Consider the following 20,650-nt stretch of genomic DNA (forward strand, 5'->3'; position numbering starts at 1 on the left):
ATTATAGTGGTCGATTCCACACAACGTCACAGCCGAGCATTTGAAGCTGAGCTGATATCGGACCCGGAGCTTAAGGCGGAGGCTGAGGCCAGGAATGGCCTGAGGCAGTATGATTACGGCATCCAGACGGTTTATCAGGCGCTTGACCGCGGCAGCTTCAAGCTCCGACCGTCTCTGATACTTGCCTTGCAGCGAGAAGCGCTGGCTGGAATTAGCGCATATGCGGGTAATTTTCGGCCCGCAGGCGTTGAAATAGTTGGCAGTAAACACAAACCGGCTGAAGCTCACCTTGTGCCAGAACTAATTGAAGAGCTTTGTGACTACGTCAACGAGAATTGGGACAAGACAACGGCTATACATCTCGCAGCATACATAATGTGGCGACTTAATTGGGTGCATCCTTTTGCCGATGGTAACGGTCGGACATCCCGTATATTGTCCTATGTTGTTTTGTGTATAAAGGCGGAGAGCGTGTTTCCCGGAACACCAACCATTCCGGAACAGATAGTAGAGAACAGAAATCCGTACTTCGATGCATTGGATGCGGCGGACGCTGCCTCCAAAGAGGGGCGTATCGATCTTTCTCAGATGGAAGAATTGCTGTCTGGAATGTTGGCGCGGCAGCTAACAAACGCTTATGAAAAGGCTGGTGGTCGAGCTTAGAGTTCGCTCGGCTAACGGCTGCCCTCATCCTTCCTTCCCTTTCGCTTAACTCTCACTACGTCGCCTCTCTCTGTGGTGCCTTCGGCCTTGCCGGCACCTTCGTTGCCAGCGCTCCGCTGCGTGAATCCCTCTGGGCGATCGACGGCGTGGCGCTCGTCGTCGCCACCGCGCTGCTCACCATGAAATACCAGCGTCTCGGCAATGATTGCGTCGCCGCCGGGTTCCTGACATTCCTGGCCGGCGAAAGCTTGCTTCTATCCGGCAATGCGGCGGGGCTGGAAGCGAGCGTGCCTTCCTATGTCGGCGGCATCTCGCTGTGGGCGGCGGCGCTGATCATGGTCAGCGCGCCTGATACCTTCGCGCTGTGGATGCGGCTCACCGCCTTCATCGCTGCCGCGCTGTTCCTGGCCTCGGTGGGCATGGTGCTGTGGGGTACGCCCTTGCTGCCGACCTCGGCGCCGCTGCCGGCGGCAGGCTATCCCTTCCTGGTGGCGACCTTCGCCGGTTGGATCTGGACGTTGGTGAAGCCGGCGCGGTGAGCGGGACCGCCTTGTCTCCATGCGTCGGCGCCGCCCCTCACCTGCCTGCCGGCATCCTCTCCCCGTAAACGGGGCGACGGACGCTGTGATGGCGACTTTCGCCAATCGCCAACGCTTGCAGAAAAGGCGCCGGCCTTGCGGCCAGCTCCTCTCGCCCCGTTTACGGGGAGAGATGTCCGGCAGGACAGTGAGGGGCGGCGCCGACCTTGGCAACAGCAACAGTCCGCCCCGAACCACGGCCGGCCCGTATTGACATCGGGTCCGCGCATGCGTCATTGGACGCGGGCCGATTGGGGGACTATCCGTGAAAAAGATCTACGCAAAACCGAGGCTGAGCAAGCGCGAGAAGCTTTCGGCCGTGACGGCTGTCGCGTGTCCAGTGTCGGTCTGCCTGCGCTAAAGACGTTTTCTGGGAACGGGCAGGCCTGCTGCCGCCGCTCGCGTTCCCGCGACAAATCCCAGCAGGGTTGGTACGAATTCATACCAACCATCCGGCTCGGTTGATCGCGCGGCGCGGGGCCGGTACACAAATCTGGCGGCGGACCTTCATCAGGTCGCTAGTGGCCGGCGCGGGGCTCAGGCAATTGTCTCACAGGCATCGCGCCGGCCATCTTTCCCGAACGATATGAGTGTGGACCAAAGGCGCTCCACATCGCCCGGAGGTCCCGTCCTGACCTTCGTCAGTTGGATCTTGACGCTGCTGGCGACCGGGCAGGTGCTGGTACGTCGAGGTCAGCCCAGTCCGCGACGGGAAGAACAGCGTCGGCGCGACGTCCAAGATTGGCGCCGCGCCCGCGTCAGCTTTCAATCCAGACCTTCTCGAAATGCTGCTCCAGCGCCTGGTGCTGTTCGCAGCCTTCGATGCCCTTGCGGTAGGTCCGGTAGACGGAGCGCCAGTAGGGCTGGATGATGATGCCTGAGTCGCGCAGATTCTTCTCGATCTCGGCCATGATCTCCTTGCGCGCCTTGGGGTCGGGCATGGCGAGCGCCTTGTCGAGCAGCTCGTCGAACTCCTTCGAGGCATAGGCGCTTTCGTTCCAGGCGGCGCCCGATTTATACGCCAGCGCCAGCACCTGGACGCCGAGTGGGCGGCCGAGCCATTCGGTGCAGGAGAAAGGATATTTGCTCCAGTCGTTCCAGAAGGTGGCGGCGGGCAACACGGTGCGCTTGATCTTGAGGCCCGCCTCGCGCATCTGCGCTGATATGGCGTCGCCGGTGCTCTTCTGCCATTCGACGTCGACCGAGATGAGGTCGTACTCATGGTCGGCCTTGCCGCTCTCGGCCAGCAGCTTCTTCGCCGCCTCCATATCGCGCTTGGCCGGGCCGATATCGGCATATTCGGGGTGCATGGGGCCGACATGGTGGTTGTCGGCGGGCTTGCCGCGGCCGTCGAGGCCGAGCTTCAGCACGGCGGAATTGTCGACGGCGAGCTGCGCGGCGCGGCGCACCTTGATGTCGTCATAGGGCGGATTGGCGACATTGAAGCGGGCGACGATGGTCGAGCCGGTGGCGATCTCGGAATTCTTCAGCCCCATCTTGTCGGTCTGCGAGACGGCGTCGGAAGCGGTTTCGTGGTCGGTGTCGATCTCGCCGGATTCGAACGCCGACAGCATGGCGTTGGGGTCGGAGCCGTAGTCGATCCACTGGATGCCATCCAGATAGAACTCGCCCTTCCACCAGGGCTTGTCCCTGCGCTTGACCTCCGCACCCGTCTCGGCGTCCCATTTCACCAGTTCGCAGGGGCCGGTGGTGATCGCCAGCGCCTTCATCGGATCGCCGTCGCCATCATAGGAGCGGTGCATGATCAGCGCCGGATAGTCGGCCATGCCGGCGATCAGCGAAATGTCTGGCTTCGGCAGATTGAGCTTGATCGTGTACTCATCGACCTTCTCGATGCCGCCATCGACCACCTTCTTGGTGTCGGCATTGACCAGCGCGCCCATCCGCGCGGCGACCGAGTTGCCGGCAACGCCAGCCTCGCACCAGCGGGTGAGGTTGTGGATCACGTCGTCGGCGTTGAAGGCGTCGCCGTTCGACCAGGTGATGCCCTTGCGCACATGCAGCGTCAGCGTTTTGGCGTCATCGCTCATCTCCCATTTTTCGAGCAGCCAGGGCTCGAAGGAGAAGTCGGTGTTCCAGCGCACCAGATATTCGTTGCAGTGGCGCGCGACGTTGGACATTTCGACGCCGTCGAAGGTGCGCGGGTCCTTGAACCCCTTGACGTTCATGGCGACGCGCAGTACGCCGCCCTTCTTCGGCTCGGCGGCGCGGGCGGGCGTCGGGGCAATGCCGCCCAGCGCAAAAGCGCCGGCGGCGCTGACGCCGAGGCCGGCCATCAGCGCCAGATATTCGCGACGGCTGATGCCGCCCGCCTTGAAATCGTCGGCGACAGGTTTGGCGCGCGGGTGAAGTTTGCGGTCGGTCAGCATGAATTTCATCGTCGTTCCCTTTGTCGTTGGTGCATGCCCAAAAGTGCCCAGCAGCTTTAGGACGAGGCATGCACGGAAACAGGCTGCCCCCCGGCGGACAAGCCGACGCGGCGCCGCTGCGACCGCCGGGGCGCCATTGCCTGAGAGGGAATGATAGGGCTGGGTGACGTGGCGGAATGTTCTGGAATCCGCAGGACTTGTGCAGAGCTCCGCAGGGACCGTTGCCTTCGTCATCCTCGGGTCTGCGCCGCGTCGCCGCGCTCCTTGCTCCGCCCGTCACGACGAAGCGATGGCGACGCCCAACAAAAACCCGGCGCGAGGCCGGGTTTTTCAAGCGATGCCTGTCAGCCGCGGATCAGCTCACCTGGACCTTCGACGCGGCCTGGTCCTCGGCCAGCTTCTGCTGGAACATCTGCGCGAAGTCGATCGGGTCGAGCATCAGCGGCGGGAAGCCGCCATTGCGCGTCGCCTCGGCGATGATCTGGCGGGCGAAGGGGAACAAAAGGCGCGGGCATTCGATGAACAGGATCGGCAGCATGTGCTCCTGCGGGAAGCCCGAAATGGCAAAGACGCCGCCATAAACCAGCTCGACGTTGAACAGCACTTCCTGGTCGAAGGAAGCCTTGGCGTTCAGCGTCAGATTGACGTCGAACTGCTTGTCGGAAAGCGGGTTGGCGTTGACGTTGACATTGATGGCGATGCCGGGGGCCTTGTCGCGGCCGCGCAGCGAGTTCGGCGCGCCGGGGCTTTCGAAGGACAGGTCCTTCACATACTGGGCCAGCACGTTGAGCGATGGCTGCGCCGCGTTGCCGTTGCCGTTGGCGCCGACCGGCGCGTCATCATTGCTGGCCATGAGCCTTATCCTTTTCCCCTGGGCAGTCTCGCTCACCGAATTGAATCGGGGCTGACCGAATTGAAATCGGGCGTTCGCTACCATGGCCGGCATGACAAGACAAGGTTTGCCGCCCGGTGGTTCCGAGGCAATCGACGCGGACGCTTTGTGACGGGAAGATCATCGCCGAGGGCAGTGCCGCCCCTCACCTGCCTGCCGGCATCCTCTCCCCTTATAGTGACGGGGAGAGGGGTGCTGTCATCGGCGCTTTCGCCAATCGCCAACGTTGCAGGATTGAGCGCCAGCGCCGCCCCAATCAGCCCTTTCTCCCCGTCACTATACGGGGAGAAATGTCCGGCGGGACAATGCGGCGCCGGCCTCGACAAAACAGACCGGAACGCCGCGGCCGCGAGCTAGTCGTCCTTCAGCCGCCGCCACGGCGAATTGTGGTCCGGGCCGCGCTTCAGGTCGTCCTCGCGCGAATAGTCGCCGTCGTCGAGGTCGATGACCTTGTCGCGCTGCCGGCGGAAGCCGCCGGTGGAGAAATTGCTGGCCACGACGATGCGGCCCTTCAGCTTGCTCCAGGCAAGGTCGCGCACCGGCGGCAGGAACAGGAGCAGGCCGACAATGTCCGTGATGAAACCGGGAATGATCAGCAGGATCGCCGCCACCACGATCATGGCGCCATGGGCGAGCTGGCCGCTGGGGTCGCGGCCGGCGGCCATCTCGGTGCGGATACGGGTCATGACGCCGAAACGCTGGTGGCGCAGCAAAAGCACGCCGGCGAAGCTCGAGGCCAGCACCAGGCCGACCGTCGCCAGCGCGCCGACCTCACGGCCGACGACGACGAAACCGGCGATTTCCAGCAGCGGAAGCGCCAGGAGAAAGAGGGGAAGCAGCGAAATGCGCAAGTCTTTACCGATCATTCGATTGTTTTGTCCCCCTGGCGGCCAATCGCCGCTGGCACGGAGGCTGTTAGATAGGTATGCCTGCCTTTGATTTGAATGATTGCGCCTTGCGTTCTATATGCTTTGAATGGTGAACGCTATGCGACCGCGGCCTTCGGCTGGACGGTCCGGCCTAGAGGCAGGGATTGATTGGCGGAAAATATGGGCTTCTTCGACTTCGGCACGATTTTCTTCCTGATCGCGGCGGTGGTGATCTTCTTCCAACTGCGCAACGTGCTGGGCCGCCGGACCGGTAGCGAGCGGCCGCCTTTCGACCCCTACACGGCGGCGCGCACCGACAAGGACGCCACGCAGAAGCCCGAGAACGTCGTTTCGCTGCCGCGCAAGCGGGCGCCTGGCGAGCCGGCGGCGGCCGACACCTATACGGCCATCGACGCCTTCGCCAAGCCCGGCACCGATCTCAACAAGGGCTTGCGCGCGATCAAGGACAACGACTCCTCCTTCGACCCCAAGGGGTTCGTCGACGGCGCCAAGATGGCCTATGAGATGATCGTCATGGCCTATGCCGACGGCGACCGCAAAACGCTGAAGAACCTTCTGTCCCGCGAGGTCTATGACGGCTTCGTCGCCGCGATCGGCGAGCGCGAGGCCAAGTCGGAGAAGATCCAGTCCTCCTTCGTCGGCATCGACAAGGCCGACATCGTCTCGGCCGAGATGAAGGGCGGCGAGGCGCATGTGACGCTGCGCATCATCAGCGAGCTGATCTCGGCGACGCGCGACCAGGCCGGTACGGTCATCGACGGCGATCCCGAGACGGTGGCCGAGGTCAAGGATGTCTGGACCTTCGCCCGCGACACACGCTCGCGCGATCCGAACTGGAAGCTCGTCGCCACCGAAGAAGAAGACTGAGTCCGAAAAAGGCAGGCTCCGGTGTCGCTGTCGCCTCTCCTTGTAGAAAGGTCCTTCGGCGGCCTGCCCGGCTGGGGCGACGACGACCACCTGCCGGCCTTCGCTGCTTTTGCCCGGTCCGCCTTCCATGTGCCGGTAAAACCCTATCGCAGCGGTGCGCTCGGCGTCGATTTCGGCGCCTTCGCAGGGGCCTATGCGCAAGCACGCGAAGCCCCTGCCGCCAGTTCGTCCGAAGCGCGTGCCTTCTTCGAGCGCCATTTCGTGCCCATGCTGGTGCGGCCGGACACCGGCGCCGGTCTCGTCACCGGTTTCTACGAGCCGCGAGTCGAGGCATCGCCGGTACGGACGGAGCGTTTCTGCGTGCCGCTGCTGTCGCGTCCGGCCAATCTCATTGACGTGGACGACGCCAACCGGCCCGCCGGGATGGATCCTTACCTCGCCTTCGCGCGCCGGACCGCCGACGGCCTGGCCGAATATCCCGACCGTGGCGCGATCGAGCGCGACGCGCTCGCCGGCCAGGGGCTGGAGATCGCCTGGCTGGCCGACAAGGTCGATGCCTTCTTCATCCATGTCCAAGGCGCGGCGCGGCTTGTCATGACGGACGGGCGGCTTAGCCGCGTCACCTACGCCGCCAAGTCAGGCCAGCGCTTTACTGGCCCCGGCAAAATCCTGAGCGGGCTCGGTGAAATCCCGCTGGCGCAGGTGACGATGCAGTCGATCCGCGCCTGGTTCAAGGCGCATCCGGAGCGGGTCGACGAGATCCTGTGGCAGAACCGCTCCTACATCTTCTTCCGCGAGGCTGCAGTGGAAGATGCCGCGCTCGGTCCGATCGCCGCCGCCAAGGTGCCGCTGACGCCGGGCCGCTCGATGGCCGTCGACCGGCTGCTGCACACATTCGGCACGCCCTTTTACATCGACGCGCCGACGCTCACCGCCTTCGACGAAAGGCCGTTCCGGCGGCTGATGATCGCGCAGGACACCGGCTCGGCCATAACAGGGCCGGCGCGGGGCGACCTGTTCGCCGGCTCGGGCGATGCCGCCGGCGAGATCGCCGGCGTGGTGCGCAACGCCGCCGATTTTTATGCGCTGGTGCCGCGCGCGCTGGCCGGGGGCGCGAGATGAGCAAGCGCGGGGATAAGCTCAGCGACGACGATCGGGTGCTGTGGAACCTGGTGGCGCGCACCGCCAAGCCGCTCAAAGGCCGCGCCGCCGTCGACATTCCGGACATGGCCGTCGATGCCAGGCCGACGCCGGCGCAGCCGGTCCAGCCTTCCGCCAACGCGCCGGGCACGGTAAAGCCGAAGATCCAGCATGTCACGCACCGCCTCGACGAGCCGACGCTGGACAAGCTGCAAAAAGGCCGGCTGCCGATCGAGGGCCGCGTCGACCTGCATGGCATGACGCAGGACGAGGCCTATTCGCTGCTGTTCTCATTCCTGCACCGGGCGCATGCCGGCGGCGTCCGCTATGTGCTGGTCATCACCGGCAAGGGGTCTTCCTCGGGCGGCGATGGCATCTTGCGGCGCGCCGTGCCGGCCTGGCTGTCGACACCGGCGTTCCGGCCGCTGGTTTCCAGTCACGACCATGCCGCCCGCAACCATGGCGGCTCGGGCGCGCTTTATATCAGGTTGCGGCGGGCGCGCTCATGACGCCGTTCGGCGAGCGGCTGCGGGCGCTGCGCGCCGAGCGCGGCGTCAGCCAGAAGGACATGGCGGCGGCGATCGGCGTCAGCGCCGCCTATCTCTCGGCACTGGAGCACGGCAGGCGCGGCGCGCCGACCTGGACGCTGATCCAGAAGATCATCGGTTATTTCAACGTCATATGGGACGATGCGGAGGAGCTGGCGCGGCTGGCCGAAACCTCGCATCCGCGGGTGAAACTCGATACGTCGGGTCTTTCCCCCGCCGCCACCGAACTTGCCAATCTTCTGGCCGAGACCATCGAGAAACTCGATGAGGCCGAGCTTCTGCGCATTACCGCTTCGATCCGCGCGGCGCTGGGCCGGCGGTCTTAGCTTGACGGCGCCCGTCGGCGAGCAGCAGGCGGGCGCCGTGCTGAGATCAATTCTTGCCGGCTGTGCTGCCGCCATTGCCGCCACGACCATGGTCGCCATGACCCTGGCCGCCATTTCCACCTCCCAGGCAGTCCGAAGCGCCGGCCTCGCCGCAACAGCGGCCGGCCCACAAATCGTTGAGGTTGGTGTTGGCGCAGCTTGGAATGGTCTGCCCGGCCAGAGCGGATCCGGTCAGCGCCGCAACGGCAGCCGCGGCGAGGAGAGTGTTGCGCAGAAAAGCAGTCATTTGAAGTCTCCATGATTTGGGTTTCTATCGTTCACGGCTATGTGTCGCCGGGCGAAACGGAAATGGTTCACGGAGAGATGAAAGATTTACTGGAGAGCGACGCAAGACGCGCGATCGGCAATGTTAGCGCCGCCCCTCATCTAACGGCATCTTCTCCCCGTAGAAGGGGAGAAGGGGCAACCTCGCCACCCTTCTTGCACTACTAACAATTGGCAAAACCGTTGATGACGGCACATTTCTCCCCGTCACGGGGAGAAATGCCCGGCAGGGTAATGACGGGCGGCGCCGGCCATCGCAAGGAAAAAGCGGGAAGACACTTTCGGCACGAGAGCTGCGCGGTTCGAACCCGCAGCGCTCTTTGCTACTGCACCGAGCCGACCAGGACCTGCTGGCCGCCGCGGATCGAGACCCAGCGGCCGGTGTTGTCGATCGCCTGCCGCTTGAGGAAGCGGTAGCCGGTCTGGTCCCAGGACTTGACCTTGTCGGTCAGATTGTCGAGCACATAGTCGCCGCCGTCGGTGCGCACCGTCAGCACGGCGTGGCCTTCACCGTCGGGCTTGCGGACCACGGTTATCAGGAGGTCGGCGAGCGACATGCCCATGCGGGACAGCTGGCGCCGCTTCTCCAGCACGTAGTCCTCGCAGTCGCCGACGCCCTTGTCCGGATAGGCCCAGACCTCGTCCTTGCCGTAAATGTCCATGTCGCTCATCGGCTTTACGGCGGCATTGACCCTGGCGGTAACGTTGACCAGCTTGCGCATCAACCCCTCGGTCAGGACCGCCGGCGCGAGATTGGCCGGGCGGATCGAGCATTCGCCCGGACGCTGCTTGCAGAAATCGTAGTGGCCGATCGGCTGCGAGGTGAGGCCCCCGGTCGCCATGGCGCCCGAAGCCCAGGCCGGTGCCATCCAGCCCCCCGTTAACGCCAGCCCTGCTGCCGCGCATACGCGCAGCCTTCGCATGGTTGAGGAATTCATTGTCCCCGCTCGCCCTGTTGTTAACGAAACGTTAAGGGCGATTTACACTCCGTGTCAATTACGACGTCGGCCTCATTTGCGGCATGGTTACCAGCAGGGAGGCGCAGCGGCCCTTGTGCAACAGAATCGGACCCGCGGCCGGTTCCGTCTGCAAAACCGCCTACCTCTTGGCGGTGCGGACCAGCTTCGGCTTCACCGGGACGCGGTTCTGGCGGCCATAGCTGGTGATGAAGTCGACGATGCGCGGCACGATTTCGGAGCGGAAGCGCGAGCCGTTGAAGACGCCGTAATGGCCGACTGCCGGCTGCATGTAGTGCGCCTTCTTGTCGCCGGGGATGTTGACGCACAAATCCTGCGCCGCCTTGGTCTGGCCAAGACCCGAAATGTCGTCGTTCTCGCCCTCGACCGTGAACAGGGCAACGTTGCGTATGACGGACGGATCGATCCTGGTGCCGCGATGCGTCATCTCGCCCTTGGGCAGCGCATGGCGCACGAAGACCGTGTCGACCGTCTGCAGATAGAACTCCGCCGTCAGGTCCATCACCGCCAGATATTCGTCATAGAAGTCGCGGTGCTTTTCGGCGTTGTCGCCATCGTGCTTCACAAGGTTCATGAAGAATTCCTTGTGGGCGATGATGTGGCGGTCGAGGTTCATGCTCATGAAGCCGGAAAGCTGCAGGAAACCGGGATAGACCTCGCGGCCGAAGCCCGGCACTGGCCAGGGCGCGCGCATGACGACATTGTCGCGGAACCAGTCGATGCCCTTTTCCTTGGCCAGCAGGTTGACGGCGGTCGGGTTGCGGCGGGTGTCGATCGGTCCGCCCATCAGGGTCATCGTCGAAGGCACGAACGGGTCGCCCTTCGCTTCCATCAGCGCCACGGCCGCAAGCACCGGCACGGAAGGCTGGCACACGGCCATCACATGCGTGTCGGGACCCAGCGTGTGCAGCATGTCGATGACGTAGTCGATATAATCGTCGAGATCGAAGCTGCCATCGGCCAGCGGGACCATGCGGGCGTCGACCCAGTCGGTGATATGGACGTCGGCATAGGGCAGCATCGCCTCGACCGTGCCGCGCAGCAGCGTGGCATAGTGGCCCGACATCGGCGCCACGATCAAAAGCTTCGGGTCGGCCTTGCGCCCGGCGGGAACGGCGCGCTCGAACCGGACGAGATTGCAGAACGGCTTCGACCAGACTGTCTTTTCGGTGACCGCGACGCTCGTCCAGTCGACCACCGTCTTGGCTAGGCCGAATTGCGGCTTGCCGTAGCGGCGCGTGGTGCGCTCGAACAGCTCGGCGCCCGCGGCGATCGAACGGCCCCAGGGCGTATGCGAAACCGGGTTGAGCGGGTTGGAGTAGAACAACCGGACCGCGTCGGCATAGAGCCGCGCCGGCTGCAGGGCGGCGTGGTTCATTTCATAGAGCTGGTAGAACATACGTTACCCCGCGACCGAAGGGACGACGATCAGCGCCGTGCCCAGATGTCTCGCGGGAACGTTAACAACTAATTGCTGCGATGCAATACGTCACGTGGCGTGACCAATGCTTCTTTCGTTGAAAGCCTTTAAAACCGGGCACGGCCGGGCCCAGCCGGCTCAATGTGCAGTGCCGAAATGTGTACGATATGTGTCGCCTGCACCCGACCATGATCCCGAAAGTTCCCGGTTGCTCCGCTGATCCGCGGTCGGCAAGAGATCATGGTCAGGAGACGATCAAATCAGACGCGCGCCATGCAGACGGAAGTCTGTCCGGAGCCGACGAAGCCGAGCTGGCCGGCGGCGCCTTTCGACAGGTCGAGCACCCGGCCCTTGATGAAGGGCCCGCGATCGTTGATGCGCACGACGACGCTGCGGCCGTTGTTCTTGTTGGTGACCCGCAATTTGGTGCCGAAAGGCAGGGTGCGGTGGGCGGCGGTCATCGCCGAGGGGTTCATGCGCTCGCCCGATGCGGTCCTCGAGTGCAGCGCGTACCAGGAAGCGCGGCCACACTGACCGGCGGCGGCGGTTGCCGAAGTGGCGGAAGCGCCTACCATCAGGCCAGCAGCGATCGTTACCGCGACAAGCGCGGTCTGTTTCGTGGTCTTCATATTTGGGGGATGGCTCCGTTTTTGACAGACCCAAGCCGTTAGGTGGGAAATAAGGCAGGAAATGCGGCAGTGATCTGGCGGTTCCATGGCAAGATCACACGTTTGGAGTCGGGGGGTAACAGTTTGTCAGGGATTTTCGGACCGGACTTCATCAGTTATCGATGATGTTCGTGCCGATATCCGAGATCCGTTTGACAAGATCCGGGATTAATCTCCAAGTAGAAACCGCTGGGATCGAGCCACTTCCTCTGGCTCTTTCATCGCGGCTATGGCGCCGCTGTCGATCGACTGGGAAAGCGAGATCCGACTATGAAACTGACCAAGAATCTGCTGGCGTTGATTGTACTCGCGATCGGTGCGTTGTGGTCGCTGCAAGGCATCGGCGTGGTCGGCGGGAGCTTCATGACCGGCCAGTCGCAATGGCTCTATATTGGCCTCGCCGCTATGCTGGCCGGCCTGGCGGGACTGGTATGGGCGAACCGTAGGCAGGGTTGAGGTTCGAGCAAACGCGCCCGGTGCTGAGCGCGCCGGCCGTGACCGCGTTCACTGCGACCAGTACTGCCAGGCCCAGTAAAAACTCTCGTCGCGCGGTGGCAGGCGATCGCGCCCGGCGCGAAGATGGACCGGCGCCGGCGAGTGCGGGCTGTCCTCACTTGCCGCGTTCTCATCGGAAGCAAGGCCGAGCAGCCAGGCGCCGACATGGGCAAACAACACCGCGGTGGAATGGGTCATCGTCATTCTCCTTTTCCGATCATTCCCGCCCCGCCCATGGGACCAGCACGCGCTCGATGCGGCGGATGGTGAATTCGAGCACGAAGGCGATGGCCGCGATCACCAAGATGCCCATGATCACCACGTCGGTGACGAGAAACTGGGCCGCCGACTGGATCATGAAGCCAAGCCCGCGCGTCGCCGCCACCAGCTCGGCCGCGACCAGTGTCGACCAACCGGCGCCGAGCGCGATGCGCAGGCCGGTCAGGATCGAGGGCAGGGCGCTGGGCAGGATCACGTGGCGGACCACTTGGCGCCGAGTCGCACCAAGCGAACGCGCGGCGTTGATGCGCTCCCGCGAGACGCCGCGGACGCCCGAGGCGGTCGACAGGGCGACCGGCGCCAGCATGGCGATGGCGATCACCAGGATTTTCGAAGGCTCGCCGATGCCGAACCAAATGATGACCAGCGGCAGGTAGGCCAGCGGCGGGATCGGCCGCAGGAATTCGAGCAGCGGATCGAAGATGCCGCGCCCCACCGTGCTGATGCCGATGGCGAGCCCCACCGGCACGCCGACCAGGATGGCGGCGACCAGCGCGGCAAAGACGCGGCCCAGACTGGCGACGACATGCTGCGACAGCGTCGCGTCGACGAAGCCGTCGTTCATAACCACGATGAACTTGTTCCACACGGCAAGCGGCGAGGGCAGGAACACCGGCGACACCAGTTGCAGGCGGGCCGAGAGTGTCCAGAGCGCCAGCACCGCCAGGATGGTGGTGGCGCTGACCATGCGCGCCGAAACGCCCGTCCGTTTCGCCCGTGGCCTGGACCAGGGCACCGACAGGCCGTCGGTTTCGTCTGTCCTTGAACCGGGCCGTTCCGTGTAGGAGGAAATGGTCATGCCGCCTCTCCCTCGAAGATCGCGTCGGTCAGTTCGCCGCGCGCAGCCCCGAAGGCCGGATCGGCCTTGATGGCGCGAATGGGCTCGCCTGCCGCGTAACGCCTGGAGAAGCACGGCTCGAAGGTTCGCACCACGCGGCCCGGGCCGGGCGCCAGCACGACGATGCGGGTGGCGAGCACCAGCGCCTCCTCGATGCCGTGCGTGACCATCAGCACGCCGGCATGGCTTGCCGTCCAAAGGTCGAGCAGCGTCGTCTGCATGCGCTCGCGCGTCAGTGCGTCAAGCGCGCCGAGCGGCTCGTCGAGCAGCAGGAATTCGGGTTCGGCGGCGAGCGCCCGGGCAAGCCCGACACGCTGGCGCATGCCGCCGGAGAGCTCCCAGATACGTTTGTCGCCGGCTTCAGCGAGTTTGACCAGCGCCAGCAGTTCATCGGCGCGGCGCGCCCGTTCGGCTGGCCTCACACCGCGCAACCTGAGCGCGAAGGCGACGTTCTCGCGCGCCGTGAGCCACGGAAACAGAGCATCGTTCTGGAACACCACCGCCCGATCAGAACCGGGCCCGGTGATCGGCTTGCCATTGACCGTGGCACTGCCGCGCGCGGGCGTGACCAGGCCTGCCGCGACGTTGAGCAGCGAGGTCTTGCCACAGCCGGAGCGGCCGACAAGGACGACGAAATCGTCCTTGGCAACGCCGATCGACACGTGCTCGACGGCGGGTGCCGGCTGGCCGTCATAGTGGATGGAGATCTTGTCGAGCAAGAGATGCTGCATGGGCCTCGCCGATTTGAAGGATATCCGCCTGCCCCGAAACCGCGCCTCGTCTGCGACTTCGGGACAGGCAACGCGCGGCGTCAGGGAAGGAGAGCCGCGTGTGCGACGCGTCAGTTCGAGGCCAGCGCCTCGGTGACGTATTTCGAAGTGACATATTTCGAATAGTCCGGCAGCACCGCGTCGACCTTGCCTTGCTCCTTGAGGAAGGCGGATGCCGCCGCGATCGCAGTGACCGTGCCGCCGCCGAGGAACTTCCCGGATGCCTGCTCTTCAAGGGTGGGGAAGACGTAGCCCTTGAGCAACTCCGGCACCTCTTCCAGCTTGGCGCCCGTGAGCTTGGCGATCGCCGCGGCCTGCGGCGACGACACCGACCAGGCGTCGGGCTTGGCGAGATAGTCCCCATAGGCGGTGCCCGTCACCTTGACGAAGTCGCGCACGGCTTCCGGGTTCTTCTCGGCGAAGTCGGTGCGCACTATCCAGGCGTCGAAGGTTGGCGCGCCCCAGGCGGCGACCTGCGAGGAATCCAGCACCACCTTGCCGGATGTCTTGATCTGGCCCAGCGCCGGATCCCAGACATAGGCGGCGTCGATATCGCCGCGCGCGAAAGCGGCGGCGATTTCCGGCGGCCTTAGGTTGAGGATCTGGACCGATTTCGGATCGACATTCTCGTGCTTGAGCGCGGCAAGCAGGCTGTAATGCGTCGTCGACACGAACGGCACGGCGACCTTCTTGCCGGCGAGGTCCGCGACCTTCCCGATGCCGGCGCCGTTGCGGGCGACCAGCGCCTCGGATTGCCCGATCAGGCCGACGACGAAAATGGTCTGGATCGGCAGTTCTCGGCTTGCGGCGGCCGCCAGCGGGCTCGAGCCGACATAGCCGATATCGACCGAGCCGGAGGCGACGGCGGCGATGACATCGGCGCCGGAATCGAACTTGCGCCAATCGATGCTGGCCTTGGTGGCCTTCTCATAGGCGCCGTCGGCCTGCGGCACTTTCGAGGGCTCGACCACCGTCTGGTAGCCGATGGTGATCTTCAAGTCGTTGGCCATGGCCGGGCCGAGGAAGGCGGCGCCGGCAAGGGCAGCGGAAGACAGGAGGAGGATGCGTCGCGAAATGCTGGACATGAAAGGCTCCTTGAAAGGAAAAACCGGATTGCATGTCCATAGTTCGCTAATTCCATGGTTCTTGTAGAGTTAAATCCTTCCAAGGAAGAGGAGCTTGTTGGAAAAAAGCCACCGCCGGCGGGTCGCCACGGCGGAAGTGACGGTTGCCGGCGTCCAAGAGCGGCGGCCCACCAACTTTGACCCGAGGGCGCGACCTCGACGGTTGCAGATACAGACAGGTTCAAACGAGATTCCGATTTTTCCCTACTTCCTGCAAACTTGTGCTTCAAACTGCAGAGAATTTAAAAGCGGATTCCGCGTACCGGCATTTAAGTATAGTAACCTTATGGACATAGGAGTGAGGTGCCGATGCCTGGCCATACCAAGCGTATTATGGCGACCGCTGGGGCCACTGGGTTCCGGCTGCAGGCCTTCGTGCAAGTAAGCCATGTTTTCCGTGTCATCGGCGTCACAAGTCGGGGGTAAAATCGCCACAACGGCTTGAAAACCAAGCAAGATCAACCGCAATTGGCTTGAATATCATGTCGCTGGAATTTATGTGTCATGGTGGCTTCGGCGCGGCGGGGAGGCACCCGAGGCGTTTCGCAACGGATGGCTTAGGGCCATCGCAGGACAGAGAAACGTTCGGTTCATGCTCACCAAAAAAGGCAAGTACGGCCTCAAGGCGCTCGTACATCTCGCGCACATGCCGGCCGGACGGCTCTCCTTCGTCGGCGATATCGCAACCGGCAACAACATCCCGAAGAAATTCCTCGACGCCATACTGGGCGAGCTGCGCAATGCCGGCTTCGTCCAGAGCCGCAAGGGCAAGGAGGGCGGCTATCGCCTGGCCCGGCCCGCCGACGAGATCAAGGTCGGCCACGTCGTGCGCGTCCTCGACGGGCCGTTGGCCCCGATCCCCTGCGCCAGCCGCACACAATATCAGCGCTGTGAAGATTGCAACGAGGCGACATGCCAAGTCCGACATCTGATGCTGGAAGTCCGGCAGGCGATCGCCGAGGTGCTCGACCAGCGCAGCCTCGCCGAGATGCGCGACATTGCCGACGACCTCCCGGTCGCGAGGGACGACTTGCCGGTGGTGCGGAACGGCCTGTCGGTCGCGGTGAAGGCCCAGGCCTGAAATCGGTACTTCGCAGGGGGCTCGCTCGCGCATGACCGGGCGAACCAACCCGACCCGTTCCATCATCATCGTTGGCGGCGGCGCTAGCGGCGTCGTGCTGGCCGCGCATCTGCTCAAATCGCCCAATCCGGACCTGCGCGTCACACTGATCGAAAAACGCCCGCATTTCGGCCAGGGCATCGCCTATTCGACGCTGCTGTCGGCGCATGTGCTGAATGTCAGCGCCGCCGGCATGAGCGCCTACGCCGACGATCCCGGCAATTTCTGGCGCTGGCTGCTGGAGCGGGGGTTTGCGACACCGGAGCAGGCTCCGGTCTATGCGCCGCGCAGCCTCTATGCGCTTTATCTCAAGGAATTGCTCGACGACCTGGAAGCGCGCGAGCGCGAGGCCGGCCGGCTGCGCCTGATCCGCGAGGAGAGCCTGTCGATCACGCCGACTGCGTCCGGGGTCGAGGTGGCGCTCGCCAACGGCACCAGCGTGGTCGCCCATCTTGCCGTGCTCGCCACCGGCCATGACGAACAGCCCGCGCAGGGCCATGCGATCCGGATGGGCTCGGAAGCCGACACCGCGCTTGATCCCGATAGCCGTATCCTGGTGCTGGGCACGGGCTTGAGCATGGTCGATGCATTCCTTTCCCTGGAGCAGCGCGGCCATCGCGGCGACATCATCGCGGTGTCGCGGCGCGGCCTGCTGCCCTCGCCGCATCGCAAGGGCAATCCGATCAAACTCGACGTCGCCGATATCCCGCTCGGCACCCAGCTCTCCTATTTCGTCGGCTGGTTCCGCGACCTCATTCGTGAGAACCAGAAGGCCGGCGTCGACTGGCGCGACGTGGTGGACGGCCTGCGCCCCTTCAACCAGAAGATCTGGCAGAACTGGCCGGCCTCGGCCAAGCGCCGCTTCGTCGAACACACCAAGGCCTGGTGGGACATTCATCGCCACCGCATGGCACCCGAGGTCTACGCCAGGGTGACGGAAGCCGTGCAATCGGGCCACGTCCGGCCGCTCGCCGGGCGCGTCGTCGGCGTCACGCCGGGCGACGGCTTCGCGGTGGAGGTCCAGTCGCGCCATACCCAGCGTCTCGAAACATTCGACGTCGCCCGCATCTACGATTGCTCGGGTATCGTGCGCGACATCTCGACCTCGCCGAACAGCGTGGTGCGCTCGCTGGTCCGCCGCGGTCTGGCGCGGCCGGATCCGCTGCGCATCGGCCTCGACGTCTCGGCCAATTGCGAGATCATCGCCGCCGACGGCACCGTTTCGCGAAAAATCCTCGCCGTCGGCCCGCTGACGCGCGGCACCTTCTTCGAGATCGACGCCATTCCCGATATCCGCGTCCAGTGCGCCAGGCTGAGCAAGCGGTTGCTAGGGTAAGCAATCTCGGCGGGTGATCGCCTTCCGCGATCGCACCATATCCGGCTGAGTGCAGTCTGGTATCTATTCGGCTGGAACAACTTCCGTCTTTAACTATAGACCGCAGGACTAAAGTCTTGCGCGCTGGTAGGCCTTGGTCCGAGAGGCCTTCAAACGTTCTGTTCTTGTCCATTGGACGTTCCGTACTTTAGTCAATTGATATATATACGAGACGTGACGCAGTCCCGTCGCCAAAGGCGTTCTCATCCTCGACCGCGCTGAAGTGCATTTCAGCCGGCGCGAAGAGCCATTCTGGTTCGGCGCACCGATCACCGCTCTCCTAGTGGCGACATCGCGCGCCCAGCCTACGAGTTCAAGCTGGCCGCGGGCTACCCAGCGGACAAAGAATGGCCGGCGCGGGGATGCTTGGGTTGGAAGCAGGTCGCACCGGCCATCGCGGGTTAGGCTTCGATTGGGATCGTCCCCCGCATGGCCAAGCTACACATATATTAGCGGTTGCTCAACTGAGACTGAAGTCCCTCCAGCTACCGGCCGGAGGGACGGCGTTCAGCCGCCCAATGCCTCACACACAGCGCGCGCGGTCTCGGCGCCGGAAAAATTCTGCTGGCCGGTGATCAGGTTGCCGTCGCGCACCGCAAAGGCGCGCCACAGGCCGGCCTGGACATAGTTGGCGCCGATCGCCTTCAGCTCATCCTCGATCCGCCACGGCATCAGATGTTTGCCGCGCTCCAGCGCACCCATCTCCCAGGTCGCGTTGTCGGCGAAATCCTCCTCGATATTCGCGAACCCGGTCACCGTCTTGTCGGCGACGAGCAGCGATCCGTCGGCACGCCTGGCATAGCGCAGCAGCGCTGTGCCATGGCAGAGCGCCGCGGCCACCTTGCCTGCTTCGTGGAAGGCGACGAAGATCCGTTGCAGCGCTTCCGCCCGGGCGTAGTTGAACATCGGCGCCTGGCCGCCGGCGACGACGATCGCGTCGAAGCCGTCGAGCGCGATCTCCGCGACAGGCCTTGTGTTGTCGACCAGGCTCGCCAGTTTCGGGCTCGAGATGAAGCCGAGCGAGATGAGGTCGGTTTCCGAATAGCCCGAGGGATCACGCGGTCGCTCAGCGCGTCCGCCTCGCATCTGCCGCCATCGGGCGAGAAGATCTCGACGTCGTAACCCCGCTCTGTGAAAACGTACCAAGGATGCGTCAGCTCGCTCCACCAGAAGCCGACCGGCCAGCCGGTCGTGGTCGAGACGGCCGGATTGGCGATGACGATCGCCACCCGTTTCGGCCTGCGTGCATTGACCGGATTGGTATCCCGTACACTCATCCTGGCTCTCCTTCATGAAGCTGTCGCCGGTAAAGCCGAATGCTGCAATCTGGCCGTATGGGCGGGCAAAATCCGCTTTCGCCGCCGCCGGGCGTTGCCTAGGGTGGCGGCATGGCACCACGCGGCAGACTTTACGGTTGTCCAGTCGAGTTCGCGCTCGACGCACTGGGCGGCAAATGGAAGACGGTGATCCTGGCCCGGATCAAGCAAGGTCCGCTGCGCTATTCCGAGTTGCGCCGATCGATCCCTTCGCTTTCCGACAAGATGCTGACGCAGCGCCTGGCCAACCTGGTCGAGATCGGCTTTGTCGCGCTGGAGGCGTCGCCCGACGGCAAGGGACGCTATGTCTTGACCGAGCGTGGTCGCGATCTGGCCGCCACGCTGCAAGCGCTCTACGACTGGGGCGATGTGCACGGGCGCGCGGACGGCGTCCGCTTCCGCACCGACACCGAGACCCGGCAAGGCGCCTAGATCTTTTATTTTACGCAATTCCCTAGGGAAAGCGCGACGCGCTTTTCCCTGGAAAACCGATCGCACTTTTCCTGGAATTGCTTTAGCTCCCGCCGGCAAGCGCGCCGCAAAAACCCGCGACATCGGTGATGGCAGCCTCGCCGAGGAAGCCAAGCGTGGCTATCGAGCGGTCGCGGGCCACACGGTTGCCGAAGCCGCAGGCGTCCTCGATCACCACGGCGACAAAACCATTGTCGGTCGCCTGGCGAACAGTCGGCTCGATGCCGATCTCCATCGCCACGCCGGCGAGCGCGACGGCGCGCACACCGCAATCGCGCAAGGCAAAGCTCAGCGCCGTGGAATCGAAGGCCGACATGGTCAGCTTGTCGAACACCGCCTCGTCGGCGCGTGGCGCGAGTTCGGGAACGATCTTCGTCGCCTCGGCATCGCGCGGGAACCAGGGCTCGACCGTGTCTGGACTGTCACGCCGCTGCCAGGCCATGGCGGTGCGCAGCTGGGTGGCGCCCATCCACCTGCGTGGCAAGGAGAGATGGCGTGTGAACGCCACCCGCATGCCGGCCGAGCGGGCTGCTTCGAGGACGCTGCCGGTGCGCTCGACGATGTCGGCCGCACCAGCGATCTGGCGGCAGATGCCGACCTGCATGTCGTAGATCACCAGCGCCATGCGGCGGGGATCGCACCATTCAGCCAGGCTGGCGGGGATCTCGATGTCTTCGCTGGATCGGATCATGCTGCCGTCCGGTCCCATGGCTTGGCGATGTCGACAGTCGGGTCGAACAGATATTCGAGCGGCAAGGGGGCGGGGTCGAAGGCAAGAAAATACCATTCCAGCAGCCCGGCCTTCGACAGCGGGAAGTCGTCGGTGTAGTTTCTTGCTTCTTCGACGCTGTCGAGCTCGAAAACGACGATGACGCCGCCGACATCGGCGCGCGCAGGGTTTTCGCGCACGATGCCTGCCTTCCAAAGCCGCCAGACATTCGAGACTTCATCGCGCAAATAGGGTTTCAAATCGTCGAGGGTGACGCCGGGCTTGAAGTTGTCATAGGCGAGGATCTTCATCGGCCGCCTCCTTGAATTGATATGGCGTATGTTCGGCTAGCACGGCGAAATCGGCGGCGGCAACGAACGAGGTGGTTCGTTAGACGCCTCGCCTGGGACGGGCCATGGAATTTCATTCCCCGTCTGGCCACCGGATTGGCACGATCTATCTTCTTTCCA

At 64.1% G+C, this 20,650-nt stretch carries 24 protein-coding genes; 10 read left to right on the plus strand and 14 right to left on the minus strand.

All coding sequences use genetic code 11. The features are described 5' to 3' along the window. Nucleotides 1-6: 6 nt before the first annotated feature. Both ACVWWD_RS08140 and ACVWWD_RS08145 read left to right on the plus strand, forming a co-directional pair. Complete coding sequence (locus tag ACVWWD_RS08140; protein ID WP_023772006.1) at nt 7-663, plus strand: Fic family protein; 657 nt, start codon at nt 7-9, stop codon at nt 661-663. 146 nt (nt 664-809) lie between these two features. Then, on the plus strand, nt 810-1,202 hold the full coding sequence (locus ACVWWD_RS08145; protein WP_352548959.1) for a hypothetical protein: 393 nt from the start codon (nt 810-812) through the stop codon (nt 1,200-1,202). Nucleotides 1,203-1,999: 797 nt separating this feature from the next. On the opposite strand, the gene ACVWWD_RS08150 is transcribed toward ACVWWD_RS08145, so the two are convergent. The 3 genes from ACVWWD_RS08150 to ACVWWD_RS08160 all read right to left on the minus strand — a co-directional run bounded on the left by ACVWWD_RS08150 (nt 2,000) and on the right by ACVWWD_RS08160 (nt 5,374). Then, entirely contained in the window at nt 2,000-3,640 is a 1,641-nt protein-coding gene (locus ACVWWD_RS08150; RefSeq protein WP_352546301.1) for an ABC transporter substrate-binding protein, read from the minus strand. Between the two features lie 346 nt (nt 3,641-3,986). After that, nucleotides 3,987-4,484 carry a protein-export chaperone SecB gene (secB, locus tag ACVWWD_RS08155; protein WP_023772008.1) on the minus strand — a complete coding sequence of 166 codons (498 nt, stop codon included), beginning with the start codon at nt 4,482-4,484 and terminating at the stop codon, nt 3,987-3,989. Between the two features lie 392 nt (nt 4,485-4,876). Then, nucleotides 4,877-5,374, minus strand: coding sequence for an FxsA family protein (locus ACVWWD_RS08160; RefSeq protein WP_352546408.1), 498 nt, complete (start codon nt 5,372-5,374; stop codon nt 4,877-4,879). Nucleotides 5,375-5,572: 198 nt separating this feature from the next. On the opposite strand from ACVWWD_RS08160, the gene ACVWWD_RS08165 reads away from it, so the two are divergent. From ACVWWD_RS08165 to ACVWWD_RS08180, 4 genes are read left to right on the plus strand one after another with little or no spacing between them, the layout of a single operon-like run. Further along, on the plus strand, nt 5,573-6,280 hold the full coding sequence (locus tag ACVWWD_RS08165; RefSeq protein WP_023772010.1) for a Tim44/TimA family putative adaptor protein: 708 nt from the start codon (nt 5,573-5,575) through the stop codon (nt 6,278-6,280). 21 nt (nt 6,281-6,301) lie between these two features. Then, a complete protein-coding gene (gene mltA, locus ACVWWD_RS08170) occupies nt 6,302-7,402 on the plus strand; it encodes a murein transglycosylase A (RefSeq protein WP_457102992.1) in 1,101 nt (366 codons plus the stop codon). Then, nucleotides 7,399-7,929 (plus strand): Smr/MutS family protein, encoded by a 531-nt coding sequence (locus tag ACVWWD_RS08175; RefSeq protein ID WP_023781992.1) that lies wholly within the window; start codon nt 7,399-7,401, stop codon nt 7,927-7,929. The genes mltA and ACVWWD_RS08175 overlap by 4 nt, the downstream gene beginning before the upstream one ends. Beyond that, nucleotides 7,926-8,294 carry a helix-turn-helix domain-containing protein gene (locus ACVWWD_RS08180; RefSeq protein ID WP_023772013.1) on the plus strand — a complete coding sequence of 123 codons (369 nt, stop codon included), beginning with the start codon at nt 7,926-7,928 and terminating at the stop codon, nt 8,292-8,294. The genes ACVWWD_RS08175 and ACVWWD_RS08180 overlap by 4 nt, the downstream gene beginning before the upstream one ends. Nucleotides 8,295-8,340: 46 nt before the next feature. On the opposite strand, the gene ACVWWD_RS08185 is transcribed toward ACVWWD_RS08180, so the two are convergent. The 4 genes from ACVWWD_RS08185 to ACVWWD_RS08200 form a co-directional block, all read right to left on the minus strand. After that, entirely contained in the window at nt 8,341-8,580 is a 240-nt protein-coding gene (locus ACVWWD_RS08185) for a hypothetical protein (protein ID WP_023772014.1), read from the minus strand. A 361-nt stretch (nt 8,581-8,941) separates the two neighbouring features. Further along, nucleotides 8,942-9,556 (minus strand): transglutaminase-like cysteine peptidase, encoded by a 615-nt coding sequence (locus ACVWWD_RS08190; RefSeq protein WP_023772015.1) that lies wholly within the window; start codon nt 9,554-9,556, stop codon nt 8,942-8,944. Nucleotides 9,557-9,716: 160 nt separating this feature from the next. Then, the gene (locus ACVWWD_RS08195; protein WP_023772016.1) at nt 9,717-10,994 is read right to left on the minus strand and encodes a polyhydroxyalkanoate depolymerase; all 1,278 of its coding nucleotides are present in this window, start codon (nt 10,992-10,994) and stop codon (nt 9,717-9,719) included. 281 nt (nt 10,995-11,275) lie between these two features. After that, nucleotides 11,276-11,644: a septal ring lytic transglycosylase RlpA family protein gene (locus tag ACVWWD_RS08200; protein WP_023772017.1), complete on the minus strand. Its 369-nt coding sequence runs from the start codon at nt 11,642-11,644 to the stop codon at nt 11,276-11,278. Between the two features lie 309 nt (nt 11,645-11,953). Between ACVWWD_RS08200 and ACVWWD_RS08205 the strand changes: the two genes are divergently transcribed. Continuing rightward, nucleotides 11,954-12,139, plus strand: a complete 186-nt coding sequence (locus ACVWWD_RS08205; protein WP_023781990.1) for an LPXTG cell wall anchor domain-containing protein — start codon at nt 11,954-11,956, stop codon at nt 12,137-12,139. 48 nt (nt 12,140-12,187) lie between these two features. On the opposite strand, the gene ACVWWD_RS08210 is transcribed toward ACVWWD_RS08205, so the two are convergent. The 4 genes from ACVWWD_RS08210 to tauA form a co-directional block, all read right to left on the minus strand. Continuing rightward, nucleotides 12,188-12,376, minus strand: coding sequence for a hypothetical protein (locus ACVWWD_RS08210; RefSeq protein ID WP_023772019.1), 189 nt, complete (start codon nt 12,374-12,376; stop codon nt 12,188-12,190). 19 nt (nt 12,377-12,395) lie between these two features. Then, nucleotides 12,396-13,256 carry an ABC transporter permease subunit gene (locus ACVWWD_RS08215; protein WP_023772020.1) on the minus strand — a complete coding sequence of 287 codons (861 nt, stop codon included), beginning with the start codon at nt 13,254-13,256 and terminating at the stop codon, nt 12,396-12,398. Further along, entirely contained in the window at nt 13,253-14,026 is a 774-nt protein-coding gene (locus tag ACVWWD_RS08220; protein WP_023793362.1) for a taurine ABC transporter ATP-binding protein, read from the minus strand. Before ACVWWD_RS08220 ends, ACVWWD_RS08215 begins: the two co-directional genes overlap by 4 nt. 110 nt (nt 14,027-14,136) lie before the next feature. Further along, nucleotides 14,137-15,150, minus strand: a complete 1,014-nt coding sequence (tauA, locus tag ACVWWD_RS08225) for a taurine ABC transporter substrate-binding protein (protein ID WP_023772022.1) — start codon at nt 15,148-15,150, stop codon at nt 14,137-14,139. A 631-nt stretch (nt 15,151-15,781) separates the two neighbouring features. Here tauA and ACVWWD_RS08230 point away from each other — a divergent pair. Both ACVWWD_RS08230 and ACVWWD_RS08235 read left to right on the plus strand, forming a co-directional pair. Then, nucleotides 15,782-16,270: an RrF2 family transcriptional regulator gene (locus ACVWWD_RS08230; RefSeq protein WP_352546303.1), complete on the plus strand. Its 489-nt coding sequence runs from the start codon at nt 15,782-15,784 to the stop codon at nt 16,268-16,270. Between the two features lie 31 nt (nt 16,271-16,301). After that, nucleotides 16,302-17,645 carry an FAD/NAD(P)-binding protein gene (locus tag ACVWWD_RS08235; protein WP_352546304.1) on the plus strand — a complete coding sequence of 448 codons (1,344 nt, stop codon included), beginning with the start codon at nt 16,302-16,304 and terminating at the stop codon, nt 17,643-17,645. A gap of 546 nt (nt 17,646-18,191) precedes the next feature. On the opposite strand, the gene ACVWWD_RS08240 is transcribed toward ACVWWD_RS08235, so the two are convergent. Then, nucleotides 18,192-18,770 carry a type 1 glutamine amidotransferase domain-containing protein gene (locus ACVWWD_RS08240; protein ID WP_352546305.1) on the minus strand — a complete coding sequence of 193 codons (579 nt, stop codon included), beginning with the start codon at nt 18,768-18,770 and terminating at the stop codon, nt 18,192-18,194. 302 nt (nt 18,771-19,072) lie between these two features. Between ACVWWD_RS08240 and ACVWWD_RS08245 the strand changes: the two genes are divergently transcribed. Continuing rightward, nucleotides 19,073-19,432: a winged helix-turn-helix transcriptional regulator gene (locus ACVWWD_RS08245; protein WP_023772026.1), complete on the plus strand. Its 360-nt coding sequence runs from the start codon at nt 19,073-19,075 to the stop codon at nt 19,430-19,432. A gap of 82 nt (nt 19,433-19,514) precedes the next feature. Here ACVWWD_RS08245 and ACVWWD_RS08250 read toward each other — a convergent pair whose 3' ends face one another. Then, entirely contained in the window at nt 19,515-20,162 is a 648-nt protein-coding gene (locus tag ACVWWD_RS08250; RefSeq protein WP_352546306.1) for a cysteine hydrolase, read from the minus strand. Continuing rightward, nucleotides 20,159-20,491: a hypothetical protein gene (locus ACVWWD_RS08255; RefSeq protein ID WP_352546307.1), complete on the minus strand. Its 333-nt coding sequence runs from the start codon at nt 20,489-20,491 to the stop codon at nt 20,159-20,161. The genes ACVWWD_RS08250 and ACVWWD_RS08255 overlap by 4 nt, the downstream gene beginning before the upstream one ends. Between the last annotated feature and the right edge of the window lie 159 nt (nt 20,492-20,650).

Source organism: Mesorhizobium sp. URHB0026, from assembly GCF_054059755.1.

Coding starts and splice junctions, on each gene's coding strand:
- ACVWWD_RS08150 (WP_352546301.1), bottom strand. CDS start 3,640: ATGAAATTCATGCTGACCGACCGCAAACTTCACCCGCGCGCCAAACCT.
- secB (WP_023772008.1), bottom strand. CDS start 4,484: ATGGCCAGCAATGATGACGCGCCGGTCGGCGCCAACGGCAACGGCAAC.
- ACVWWD_RS08165 (WP_023772010.1), top strand. CDS start 5,573: ATGGGCTTCTTCGACTTCGGCACGATTTTCTTCCTGATCGCGGCGGTG.
- ACVWWD_RS08175 (WP_023781992.1), top strand. CDS start 7,399: ATGAGCAAGCGCGGGGATAAGCTCAGCGACGACGATCGGGTGCTGTGG.
- ACVWWD_RS08180 (WP_023772013.1), top strand. CDS start 7,926: ATGACGCCGTTCGGCGAGCGGCTGCGGGCGCTGCGCGCCGAGCGCGGC.
- ACVWWD_RS08185 (WP_023772014.1), bottom strand. CDS start 8,580: ATGACTGCTTTTCTGCGCAACACTCTCCTCGCCGCGGCTGCCGTTGCG.
- ACVWWD_RS08190 (WP_023772015.1), bottom strand. CDS start 9,556: ATGAATTCCTCAACCATGCGAAGGCTGCGCGTATGCGCGGCAGCAGGG.
- ACVWWD_RS08195 (WP_023772016.1), bottom strand. CDS start 10,994: ATGTTCTACCAGCTCTATGAAATGAACCACGCCGCCCTGCAGCCGGCG.
- ACVWWD_RS08200 (WP_023772017.1), bottom strand. CDS start 11,644: ATGAAGACCACGAAACAGACCGCGCTTGTCGCGGTAACGATCGCTGCT.
- ACVWWD_RS08205 (WP_023781990.1), top strand. CDS start 11,954: ATGAAACTGACCAAGAATCTGCTGGCGTTGATTGTACTCGCGATCGGT.
- ACVWWD_RS08210 (WP_023772019.1), bottom strand. CDS start 12,376: ATGACCCATTCCACCGCGGTGTTGTTTGCCCATGTCGGCGCCTGGCTG.
- ACVWWD_RS08215 (WP_023772020.1), bottom strand. CDS start 13,256: ATGACCATTTCCTCCTACACGGAACGGCCCGGTTCAAGGACAGACGAA.
- ACVWWD_RS08220 (WP_023793362.1), bottom strand. CDS start 14,026: ATGCAGCATCTCTTGCTCGACAAGATCTCCATCCACTATGACGGCCAG.
- tauA (WP_023772022.1), bottom strand. CDS start 15,150: ATGTCCAGCATTTCGCGACGCATCCTCCTCCTGTCTTCCGCTGCCCTT.
- ACVWWD_RS08230 (WP_352546303.1), top strand. CDS start 15,782: ATGCTCACCAAAAAAGGCAAGTACGGCCTCAAGGCGCTCGTACATCTC.
- ACVWWD_RS08235 (WP_352546304.1), top strand. CDS start 16,302: ATGACCGGGCGAACCAACCCGACCCGTTCCATCATCATCGTTGGCGGC.
- ACVWWD_RS08240 (WP_352546305.1), bottom strand. CDS start 18,770: ATGCGAGGCGGACGCGCTGAGCGACCGCGTGATCCCTCGGGCTATTCG.
- ACVWWD_RS08245 (WP_023772026.1), top strand. CDS start 19,073: ATGGCACCACGCGGCAGACTTTACGGTTGTCCAGTCGAGTTCGCGCTC.
- ACVWWD_RS08250 (WP_352546306.1), bottom strand. CDS start 20,162: ATGATCCGATCCAGCGAAGACATCGAGATCCCCGCCAGCCTGGCTGAA.
- ACVWWD_RS08255 (WP_352546307.1), bottom strand. CDS start 20,491: ATGAAGATCCTCGCCTATGACAACTTCAAGCCCGGCGTCACCCTCGAC.